An 8,571-nucleotide genomic window follows, 5' to 3' on the forward strand; every position below is an offset into this window, starting at 1 on the left:
GGCAAATCCTGTTGTCATAGCGAGTGCGATCGACCCCGCGCTTGCATGGCTATGCGCATTGGTGCATACTTTTGCTCGTGTCTAAGGTCATCACCTCTGTGCCCGTCGGCGAACGCGTCGGCATCGCCTTCTCTGGAGGGCTCGACACGTCCGTCGCGGTCGCCTGGATGCGCGACAAGGGAACCGTGCCGTGCACCTACACGGCCGACCTCGGACAGTACGACGAGGCCGACATCGACTCGATTCCCGGGCGCGCGAAGCTGTACGGCGCTGAGATCTCCCGGCTGGTCGACTGCCGCACGGCACTCGTGGAGGAAGGACTGGCGGCACTGACGTGCGGGGCGTTCCACATCCGGTCCGCCGGCCGGCCGTACTTCAACACCACCCCGCTGGGCCGGGCGGTCACGGGCACGCTGCTGGTGCGAGCGATGCTGGAAGACGACGTTCAGATCTGGGGCGACGGCTCGACGTTCAAGGGCAACGACATCGAGCGGTTCTACCGCTACGGGCTCTTGGCCAACCCGAATCTGCGCATCTACAAGCCGTGGCTGGACCCGGCGTTCGTCGGCGAGCTCGGCGGCCGCAAGGAGATGAGCGCATGGCTGCTCGAGCATGGCCTGCCGTATCGGGACAGCGAGGAGAAGGCGTACTCGACGGACGCCAACATCTGGGGAGCCACCCACGAGGCCAAGACCCTGGAGCACCTCGACACCGGGGTCGAGACGGTTCAGCCGATCATGGGTGTGCGGTTCTGGGACCCAGAGGTGGAGATCGCGCCGGAAGACGTCACTATCGGCTTCGAACGCGGCCGGCCGGTGACGATCAACGGAACCCAGGTCGCCTCACCTGTCGAACTGGTCACGCTGGCCAACGCGATCGCGGGCCGGCACGGCCTGGGCATGTCCGACCAGATCGAGAACCGGATCATCGAGGCCAAGAGCAGGGGCATCTACGAGGCGCCCGGCATGGCCCTGCTGCACGCGGCGTACGAGCGGCTGGTCAACGCGATCCACAACGAAGACACGATCTCGACCTACCACGCTGAGGGTCGCCGGCTGGGCCGGTTGATGTATGAGGGCCGCTGGCTCGATCCACAGGCGCTGATGCTGCGCGAATCGCTGCAGCGCTGGGTCGGGATCGCCGTCACCGGAGAGGTCACCCTGCGGCTGCGGCGTGGCGAGGACTACTCGATCCTCGACACCAGAGGTCCGGCGCTCAGTTACCACCCGGACATGTTGTCCATGGAACGCACGGAGGACTCCTCGTTCGGTCCACTGGACCGGATCGGCCAGCTCACGATGCGCAACCTCGACATCGCCGACTCGCGCGCCCGCCTCGAGCAGTACGCCGACCTCGGCATGATCGGTGCCACTCACGCCGAGCTCATCGGCACGGGCGCGGCGCGAACCGAGTTGTTCGGCGAATTGCCCCAGGGTGGTGCCGAGGCGATCGCCTCCCGCGGCGAGGTGGACGCGGACGACGAAATCCTGGACCGCGCAGCCATGGAGTCCGGCACCGACTAGGACCAATGAGCGAAACGGCGCGTTACTCCCCGTCCGAGACCTTGACCTCGGCACGCACAGGAACCGCGCAGACCCCATCGATGCAGACGCCGGCCGTCGAGTCACTGTCCACGACGACCAGTCCACCCGAGAACGGGGCGGCGGGTTCCGGCTTGTTCACCAGGTCTGGCCTGCTCACCGCGTCGTGGTTATGGTCCGGCATGATCACAGTTCCTTCCGGGCGATGCGTTCGAGGACGTTGGTGAAGACGTCAGACGGCTGCGCGCCGGATACACCGACACGTCCGTCGAAGACGTAGAACGGCACGCCGTTGATCCCGAGGGAATGCGCCTGGGCGATGTCCGCGGCCACGTCGTCGGCGTACGCGCCGGACTCCAGCGCGTCCCGGGCCTTCTCCGGGTCCACCCCAATCTCGTCGGCGAGTGCCACCAGCTCACCGACACGCCCGACATGCCGGCCTTGTTCGAAATACGCCTTGAGCAGCCGCTCCTTCATGTCCACCTGTTTGCCGACGGTCTTGGCGTAGTGAAGCAGCTCGTGCGCCTTCAACGTCTTCGTGTGCTGAAGGGCCTCGTAGTCGAACGCCAGGCCTTCCTCAGCGGCCAGGCTCGTCATCTGCGTCAGCATCTGCTCGACCTGGTCGTTGGGCATACCTTTGTGCCGCGCCAAGAAGTCCACCTCGGAGCCCGCGAAGTCCACCGGTGTGTCCGGAGCGAGCTCGAACGAGTGAAACTCGATCGCCACCTCTCCGTGCCACGTGGACAGCGCCCGCTCCAGGCGACGCTTTCCCACATAGCACCAAGGACAGGCCACGTCGGACCAGACATCGATCTTGATCGCCGATTCAGCGGAAACACTCACATCCAGAGCCAACCCCGACCGCCTCTGCCCTATTCCGGGCCATGCCCCGCGTTAAGCGGCACTATCCCGTCGTAGCTCGCATCGGACACAATCGGGAGACATGCGAATCGGGGACATCGACGTGCTGCCGCTCTCGGACGGCACCTTCGTCGCCCGGCCCGAGTACTTCACCACACGCGTCCCGGAAACACCCGGCCATCCGTTCGACGCCGATGGCGTCGCTTGGTTGCCGATCGGCTGCTTTCTGATCCGAACCGGCGACCGTGTCATCCTCGTCGACGCCGGACTCGGACCCGTTCGACAGACGTTGCCGCACGACATGGAGCTGGTCGGTGGCCAGCTCCCCGTCGCGCTGCGCACGTCTGGTGTCAGCGCGGCCGACATCACTGATGTCATCTGCACGCATCTCCACGCCGACCACGTGGGATGGCTCTTCGACCGTGACGGGAATGCGACATTCCCGACAGCCAACATCTGGTTCGGCGCCGGGGACGGACACCACTTCGTCGACGGACCGGGTGAGATGTTCGATCACATCAGGCAGGGGTTCCGGAACGGATCGGTTGCTCTGCGCGCACTGGACCACGACCACGTCGTCACGGCCGGCGTCGAGATCGTCCGCACGCCCGGACACACGCCAGGTCATTGCGCGGTCATCATCTCCTCTGGCCTGGACCGTGCGATGCTCGTCGGCGATGCCATCACCTGCCCGGTCCAGCTCACCGAACCGACCTGGCGCTCGATGGGAGATGTCGATCCACCCCTGGCCGACCGTACCCGCGAAGAGCTCTGGCGGGAACTTGAGGACGAGCACACCATCGGGACCGGCGCACATTTCCCGGAACTGCAATTCGGCCGGGTGCTGACTGGACAGGGCCGCACGTGGTCCACCTGACCATGTCCGAGCGCCCGTCCGGGCCCTCGCTATGCGGGCACAGCCGTGACCGACGCGGTCGGTTCAGGAAGCCTTCGGAACAGGAGCCAGCTGACCGCTGGCATCGCGATCAGCGGCGCGAGCGCCACCTGGAGGGACGCTGCATCGGCGATGCTGCCGACGATCGGGCTGACGATGCCGCCGATGCTGACAGCCAGGCCGAGCGTGACCCCGCTGGCGGTGCCGACACGCGACGGGAGGTAATCCTGTCCAAGAGTGATCTGTAGCGAGAACGGCATATAGAGGCCGGCAGAGGTCAACGCCACGAACAGGTACAACGCCGGTCCGGGTATGAGCACTATCCCCGTGACGGCGACAACAGAGATCAGGTATGCGCGGCGCACGACGGTGACCCGGTCCCAGCGGTTGGCCAGTCTGCCTCCGAGCAGCGTGCCCGCCGCTCCACCCAGGTAAAGGATGAACAGCGCTGCGGCACCAGCCGTCGCACCGCCCGAGGTGCGCTCCTGAGCATAGAGCGAGATGAACGTGCTCAGGCCGATGAACACGATCGACCGGCAGACCACGGCAAATGAGAGTTTCGCGAACGATGCATTGTCGTTCGTGCCTACGTGGACAGCTGTGCTGGCACGGGTTCGTGTTTCCGTATCCAGTGCGCGCAACACGGGAAGGCACAGCACGCTGCCGGCGAGAGCCGGTACCAAGAGCAGAGGCGAGAGCCGAAGACCGCCGGTGGCGACGACGGCGGCGACCATGATGGGAGCGACGGCGAAGCCGATGTTTCCACCGAGGGAGAACCAGCCCATCGCAGTGTGACTCCCCCGGCTGGCAATCCGCGCGACGCGAGCAGACTCAGGATGATAGGCCGCGACGCCGATCCCGGATACGGCAACGAACGCCAACGTCAGGGGGTAGGAGCCGCTTATGCCGCTCAATGCGATCCCCAGCCCGCCGAGGATCGTGCTCGCGGGCAGCAGCCAGGGCAGCGCCCGCCTGTCGGTCAGCGCTCCGAACAGCGGCTGGACCAGCGAAGACAACAGCGACGCAGCAAGGACGATGCCCGAGGCCGCCGCGTATGTGTAGGCCCGCTCGGCGATGAAGAACGGGACGAGGGACGCCACAGAGCCCTGGTACACGTCCACGCACGCATGTCCGACTGACAGCAGGGTGATGGATCTGTTTCTCGGCACATCGCCATGTTCACCGGCAGACGCCGTGTCGCGCTTCCGATAAACTGTCGGACAATGACGGAGATCCGCCATCAACCTGTTGCGCCGACGCACGCTCGGCTACTGGAGCATGGCGGTGCTATCGATGCGCACCGTCACGATGATCACCAGATCGTCTACGCTTCCCGCGGGGTGCTGGCCATCACCACCGACGCGGGTTCGTGGGTGGCACCCGCCACCCACGCCATCTGGGTACCCGCTGGAACGGCACACGCCCACCAGGCCCATGGTGAGCTGGAACTCCACCTGGTCGGCCTCCCCGCCACCGACAATCCGCTGGGACTGGACGATCCCACGGTGCTGACCGTCAGTCCTCTGCTACGTGAGCTGATCCTCGCGTACACCCGCACCTCGAACGACGACACCCCGGAACGCGGGCGGTTAAGAGCGGTCCTGCTCGACCAGTTGAAGGCCTCGCCCCAGCAGCCCGTACATCTTCCGGCTCCCACCGACTCTCGGCTTAAGGCGCTCTGCGCGATCTTGCGTGCTGATCCGACCGACAACCGGACCCTCGCCGCACTTGGAAGGCAGGTCGGCGCAAGCGACCGCACCCTGGCCCGGCTTTTCAAGTCCGACCTCGGCATGACCTTCCCGCAGTGGCGCACCCAGCTGCGCCTGTATCGTGCTCTCGTCCTGCTGGCGGAGAACACGCCGGTGACCGCCGTCGCCCACACCTGCGGATGGGCATCTGCCAGTGCTTTCATCGACGTCTTCCACCGAGCTTTCGGGCACACACCAGGAACTCACCGCCAGGCGCGCCTGGAGCGCCGGCAGAACTCAGTTGCCGCCATGGGCTCGGCTCCTGAATGATGACGACGATGCGCACGAACACGATGCGTGCCGACGAGGTCGAGAGCGACGTCCCGCTGGTACGCCGGCTGCTGGCCGGACAGTTTCCTCAATGGGCAGAGCTGCCGATCGAACCTGTCGATTCGCACGGCACCGACCACGATATCTATCGCCTTGGCGAGCACCTGGCAGCCCGCCTGCCGCGCTCCTCCTGGGCCGCAGAGCACGTAGCGAAGGAAGCCGAGTGGCTGCCGAGACTCGCCCCGCACCTGCCGCTCGCGATTTCGGTGCCGATGGCGCACGGCCGCCCGGCCGACGGCTATCCGTTCGACTGGTCCGTGTGCACCTGGCTGGCCGGCAAGAACGCGAACGGCACGATCGCCGACCTGAACCAAGCGGCCGTAGACCTCGCGGCCTTCGTGAGAGCATTGCGCCGCGTCGACACGGCAGGTGCGCGCCCACGACCACCGCATAGCCGGGGCGGCCCGCTCATCGAGTGCGACGAGCGTGTGCGGCGATCGATCGCTGAGCTCGGCGACCGGATCGACGTCGACGCCACCCTGCAGAGCTGGGAGGAATCGCTCGACGCTCCGCCATGCGACGGCGACGAGGCCTGGGTGCACGGCGACTTGCTGTCGGGCAACCTGATCGTCGTCGACGGGCGCCTCACGGGCGTCATCGACTTCGGCAGTCTGACCGTCGGGGACCCAGCATGCGACCTGCAACCAGCGTGGCACGTCTTCGCGGGTGAGAGCCGGACGCGGTTCCGGACCGAGCTTGCGGCCGACCACGCCTCGTGGCTCCGCGGCCGGGGCTGGGCGCTCTACCAAGCCGTGACTGCGCTGGCGCACTTCTCGGCAGCGAATCCCGAGCTGAACCGCCAGGCTCTAAGCACGCTCGTGCGCATCCACGCCGACCGCTCGGAAGAATGACCCAGCAGCTGAGCCAGACGCCTGGAACACACCAATCCCGGTCAACAGAACGCTCCACACTTTGACGACGCCAGCCACGACGTGGTCAACCTCGCTCCAACGCCTTACCGATGTCAGGCTGCCGCCGTTGCCAGTACTTCTCGATCTCGTCGCGCCGCAGAGGCAGCGTCGGATCATCGGCCACGTCGTCAAGATAGCCGAGCCCGAGAACGATCGCGGCTACGGCTTGGCGAGGCACCCGTGGACGATACCGCTCGACGAAGAATCCCAACCCCGTCTCGACTTTGAATTCGGTCCGTTGCTCAATGGTCAGTAAGTCGAAGTAGTCCCGCAGCTCTCCACGGTCCGCGATGACCTTCAACTTCATCGCGAACAAGTCGCGCAGACCAGCGACCTCAACCCCACCGACCGACCCCTTCCGCCAGGCCTCACGAGTCGAAGCCGGAAGGAACGACTCCAAATCCTTGGGAAGCGAGCTCACCTTTTAACTCACCCCAGCTGCGGCGGCAAGATTACGTGCCAACGCGGCACGACGAGGACTGGCATGCCTCAGCTTCGCAACCGAAGCGAGCGCATCGGCCGGCAAATGCTGAACAGCCCATCCCCACGCCGCAACGTCATCAGCCATAAGCAGCCGCGACGCGATGTATCGGGCATCACGTTCAAGATCTAACGAGGACAGATCGGCGTTCCAGAAGAGGTAAGCAAACCTCTCCGGCATCTGCTCAACGTCCATCTTCTTGAGACGCACAATTCAACCCTCCTCTTACCTGCCATTATCCCATCCAGAAACTCGCCACGTCACGCGTGCCACACCCTAGCGCCGGTGTCGATCATGTCGGCACGCCACGATGCCAGGTAGCGAGCTGGCGACTTTCAGCGTGCTGGCCCGATGACTCGCCGGTGACAGCGTGCTAGAAAACAGGCATGGCAAAGGTGAGTCTGCGGCGGAAGGTGATCGCGGCAGCGGAGGACCTGCTCGAAGAGCAGCGGTATGTCTCGGCCGCAGATCTGCTCAGCGGGCTCGGCTGGGTCCATCCGGCCAACATCGAGCGATGGCGTACTGGCAAGATCAAGCATCTGCAGGACTTACTGCCCGTGCCACCTGAACGGCTGGCGGATGCTGTGGATCACCTCACTGAGTGGGCTCGCGAACGAGGCCTGCAACCACGCGAGGTCGAGTACATCGCGAGCACCCGCAGCCGCGAGCCGCTCACATTCATTGCGGGCGCCACCCCTGAAGACGAACGCGCCCTGCGAACCCACTGGTTTGCACCGGACTACTCGCCCGCCCAAGTCGAGAAGGTCGTCGACCGGCAGAGCAAGCCTCCGGACCTGGTGGTGGTAATCCCGACAAAGGAATGGGCCTGTGCATCATGCACCGCATCCGGCGACTTCCTCGTCATGGAGAACGACGAGCCGCTGTGCCTTGACTGTGCCGACATGGGACACCTGGAGTTCCTGCCGTCCGGCAATACTGCCCTCACGCGGCGCGCGAAGAAGGCAAGCCAGCTCTCGGCCGTCGTCATCCGCTGGGCACGAAGTCGCAAGCGTTACGAACGCCAGGGCATTCTCGTCGAGGAGAGCGCGCTTGCGCATGCCGAGGAGCAGTGCCTCGCCGACGCCGACCTGCGGGAGCGTCGGCGCGAACGAGATCGGGAACGCCGTCAGCACGAGGACGTCGAGTTCCAGGCACAGCTGGCGGCGGAGATCCTCCGGCTATACCCCGCGTGTCCTCCCGACCGGGCGGAGGCCATCGCACGGCATGCAGGCACGCGCGGCAGCGGCAGGGTCGGACGTTCCGCCGCGGGACGGACCTTCGACCAGCGTGCAGTCACCCTCGCCGTCGTGGCCTCGGTGCGCCACACCGACACGGACTACGACACGTTGCTGATGGCAGGCATGCCACGAGAGGACGCCCGCGACCGCGTAGCCACCGCCATCGACCACAAGCTGCACGAATGGCAGCAAACACCCGCGTAGAGCGCAGGGCGAAACCTGAGTTGTCACTGACCTTCAGGCCGTCGCGCATCGCATCCGTCCGGTTTACGGATCACTCTGGGTCCTGGGCGAGTTGGGAGGCTCGGACGTGGAGATATCTCTGCTCCGGGAGGCTGGCTGTCATCCTGGCCGCACGGAGGTAGTGCTCGCGGGCCTGATGTGGTTCCCCGGCCATCTCCAGCAAGTGGCCCTGAACAGCATGGAGGCGGTGTGAGCGGCTCGCCCACTCGTCGTCTGCGAGGGTGCCGACGAGCGCGAGCCCGGCGAGTGGCCCATGTACCATCGCCACGGCGACGGCGCGGCTGAGAGTGACCACGGGGCTAGGAGCGATGCGCTCGAGCGTG

General features: G+C 65.7%; 10 protein-coding genes and 1 pseudogene. 5 read left to right on the plus strand and 6 right to left on the minus strand.

Translation table 11 applies throughout. The features are described from left to right. The first annotated feature begins 77 nt into the window (after positions 1-77). Positions 78-1,523, plus strand: coding sequence for an argininosuccinate synthase (argG, locus tag ELR45_RS00980; RefSeq protein ID WP_129662706.1), 1,446 nt, complete (start codon positions 78-80; stop codon positions 1,521-1,523). A 22-nt stretch (positions 1,524-1,545) separates the two neighbouring features. Here the strand turns inward: argG and ELR45_RS00985 are convergent, their stop codons facing one another. Both ELR45_RS00985 and ELR45_RS00990 read right to left on the minus strand, forming a co-directional pair. Continuing rightward, on the minus strand, positions 1,546-1,725 hold the full coding sequence (locus ELR45_RS00985; protein WP_129662708.1) for a hypothetical protein: 180 nt from the start codon (positions 1,723-1,725) through the stop codon (positions 1,546-1,548). A gap of 2 nt (positions 1,726-1,727) precedes the next feature. Beyond that, positions 1,728-2,384 (minus strand): DsbA family oxidoreductase, encoded by a 657-nt coding sequence (locus ELR45_RS00990; RefSeq protein WP_205855647.1) that lies wholly within the window; start codon positions 2,382-2,384, stop codon positions 1,728-1,730. A gap of 100 nt (positions 2,385-2,484) precedes the next feature. Here ELR45_RS00990 and ELR45_RS00995 point away from each other — a divergent pair, with 100 nt between their 5' ends. Then, on the plus strand, positions 2,485-3,279 hold the full coding sequence (locus tag ELR45_RS00995; RefSeq protein ID WP_129662710.1) for an MBL fold metallo-hydrolase: 795 nt from the start codon (positions 2,485-2,487) through the stop codon (positions 3,277-3,279). A 29-nt stretch (positions 3,280-3,308) separates the two neighbouring features. Here ELR45_RS00995 and ELR45_RS01000 read toward each other — a convergent pair whose 3' ends face one another. Next, positions 3,309-4,466, minus strand: a complete 1,158-nt coding sequence (locus tag ELR45_RS01000; protein WP_129662712.1) for an MFS transporter — start codon at positions 4,464-4,466, stop codon at positions 3,309-3,311. Positions 4,467-4,520: 54 nt separating this feature from the next. On the opposite strand from ELR45_RS01000, the gene ELR45_RS01005 reads away from it, so the two are divergent. Further along, positions 4,521-5,315 carry an AraC family transcriptional regulator gene (locus ELR45_RS01005; RefSeq protein ID WP_129662713.1) on the plus strand — a complete coding sequence of 265 codons (795 nt, stop codon included), beginning with the start codon at positions 4,521-4,523 and terminating at the stop codon, positions 5,313-5,315. An 8-nt stretch (positions 5,316-5,323) separates the two neighbouring features. Further along, the gene (locus ELR45_RS01010) at positions 5,324-6,226 is read left to right on the plus strand and encodes an aminoglycoside phosphotransferase family protein (RefSeq protein ID WP_129662718.1); all 903 of its coding nucleotides are present in this window, start codon (positions 5,324-5,326) and stop codon (positions 6,224-6,226) included. Between the two features lie 85 nt (positions 6,227-6,311). On the opposite strand, the gene ELR45_RS01015 is transcribed toward ELR45_RS01010, so the two are convergent. Further along, complete coding sequence (locus ELR45_RS01015) at positions 6,312-6,707, minus strand: nucleotidyl transferase AbiEii/AbiGii toxin family protein (protein ID WP_129662720.1); 396 nt, start codon at positions 6,705-6,707, stop codon at positions 6,312-6,314. 3 nt (positions 6,708-6,710) lie between these two features. Next, the gene (locus tag ELR45_RS01020) at positions 6,711-6,977 is read right to left on the minus strand and encodes a DUF6922 domain-containing protein (RefSeq protein ID WP_129662721.1); all 267 of its coding nucleotides are present in this window, start codon (positions 6,975-6,977) and stop codon (positions 6,711-6,713) included. 176 nt (positions 6,978-7,153) lie between these two features. On the opposite strand from ELR45_RS01020, the gene ELR45_RS01025 reads away from it, so the two are divergent. Beyond that, complete coding sequence (locus ELR45_RS01025) at positions 7,154-8,209, plus strand: DUF2293 domain-containing protein (protein WP_129662723.1); 1,056 nt, start codon at positions 7,154-7,156, stop codon at positions 8,207-8,209. A 70-nt stretch (positions 8,210-8,279) separates the two neighbouring features. Here ELR45_RS01025 and ELR45_RS40215 read toward each other — a convergent pair. Then, a pseudogene (locus ELR45_RS40215) lies at positions 8,280-8,571 on the minus strand (RNA polymerase sigma factor); the annotation flags it as partial.

The sequence above is a fragment of the Phytoactinopolyspora endophytica genome, from assembly GCF_004138495.1.
Taxonomy (GTDB): Bacteria; Actinomycetota; Actinomycetes; order Jiangellales; family Jiangellaceae; genus Phytoactinopolyspora; species Phytoactinopolyspora endophytica.